Genomic DNA, 1,706 nt, shown 5'->3' on the forward strand with positions numbered 1-1,706 from the left:
GGCTATTCCCTCGTCGTCGATCAGGGCAATGGCGGCCTCCACAACGCGCTCCCGCGTCAAGCCGATAGCGCCTGCTCTACCGACCGAGCGCTTCTTGGTGGAAGACTGTGTGTTCAAGGCAGCTTTCCGTCACCACTATGCGAGGCCGAGGATGTGCCCGACTTCTGTCGCAAATCGTTCATTGTCCCCTGTTGTCCCGATGCTCACCCGCAGAAAGTGACGATAGCCGGCCTCCATCCATGGCTTGACGACTATGCCTTTTTTGATCAGGGCGCTAGCCACAGGGGCAGCTTGGGTCGCCAAGTCGAGGAACAGGAAGTTGGTCTGTGACGGGACAACGCGGACACCCAATCCGGCCAGGCGATCGGCGAGGATGTTTCGGTCGTGCCGTATCTTGGCCGTGGTCTGCAGCATCCATGCTTCGTCCTGGAGCGCGGCAATTGCGGCAGCCTGCGCGGCCGCGTTGACGTTGAACGGGGTCATGCATGAACGCATCGCCCTGGCGATGCGTTCATCCGAGGCGATGCCGTAGCCCGCACGCAAGCCGGCGAGACCATAGGCCTTGGAGAAGGTGCGTAGCACAACCCAGGAAAGATCCGAGCGACCGCCCAGCACCTGCAAGCCATCCGGATAGCTGGAGTCGATCATCTCGAAATAGGCTTCATCCAACACGAACAATGTCGTGGGATGCACCGCGTCAAGCAGCCGGTCGAGTGCCCTACGCGACAAGGCCCGCCCCACCGGATTGGAAGGCGATGAGACGAAAACGATCTTTGGTCTGCGTGTGAGCTCATCCGCCAACCCGTCCACGTCATAATCGAGTGCTGGTGTCATCGGCACCTTGAGCACTTGTGCACCGGCCGCCATGGGCTCGATCTCGTGCAAGCCGAAGCACGGTGAGACGGTCAAGACCGAATCACCCTTTTGCAGATACGCGCGGCAAAGTGCTGCAATCAACTCCTCCGAGCCATTGCCGCAGACGATCTGATCAGAGGAGGTGCCGAGCTTTTCCGAAAGCACGTGCCGCAGCGCAGCCGACGCCGGGTCGCTGTAGCGCGATGGGACAAGTGATGCCAGGGCGGCGGACACTGCCGGCGATGAACCGTAAGGATTCTCGTTGCTTGCCAATGCCGCAATGTCTTGCAGGCCACTGACCCGCCGCGCGGCAACTGCCGATATTCCAGCGTTGTAAACGGGAAGAGAGGCGATTTCCTGCCGAGGGCAGATGGCGTCGTTCGGAAATGACTGCATGATCCTACCTTCTCCTTTTTCTCGCTATTCGCGTCGGTTGCCCCCCGCCAGGGAGGAGGCCAATCCGGGCAAAAAATGTCGTTGACACGGCAAAGGTATATACATAATGTTTTTATTGTCCACTGAACAATAAATCTCAAAGCGGCGGACACTGAGACACTGCACCGACCATCGTAGGTGGCTTCGATGGGCACATGCAGTGTGGGAAAGGGATGGAACAATTCGCACCGGGCGACTTGGGCGCCAGAGTGCCGGCGGATAGGCGTGCAACCTGGGTCGTATCAGCGAAGGCCTCGTGCGCAGGCCGCAAATCCGAAAATGTCCAGGAAGGGAAATCCATTATGATCTCGACCCGACGTTCGTTGCTCAAGATGGGTTTGGCGGGGCTGCTTGTTCCCCAGGGGCGCGTTGCATCCGCAGACGAGAAGAAGGGGCAGTCGTTCGAAGCCTGGCGA

1 protein-coding gene is annotated in these 1,706 nt (G+C 59.4%); it reads right to left on the reverse strand.

Features of this window, described 5'->3' with window-relative positions:
• Positions 1 to 135: 135 nt before the first annotated feature.
• Entirely contained in the window at positions 136 to 1,251 is a 1,116-nt protein-coding gene (gene hisC, locus EN991_RS35175) for a histidinol-phosphate transaminase (protein WP_127370449.1), read from the reverse strand.
• Positions 1,252 to 1,706: the final 455 nt, after the last annotated feature.

It is taken from the genome of Mesorhizobium sp. M7A.F.Ca.US.005.03.2.1 (assembly GCF_003997795.1).
Lineage (GTDB): Bacteria > Pseudomonadota > Alphaproteobacteria > Rhizobiales > Rhizobiaceae > Mesorhizobium > Mesorhizobium ciceri.

What these genes read in the sequence shown, in the direction of transcription:
- hisC (WP_127370449.1), bottom strand. Translation starts at nt 1,251, where the DNA reads ATGCAGTCATTTCCGAACGACGCCATCTGCCCTCGGCAGGAAATCGCC.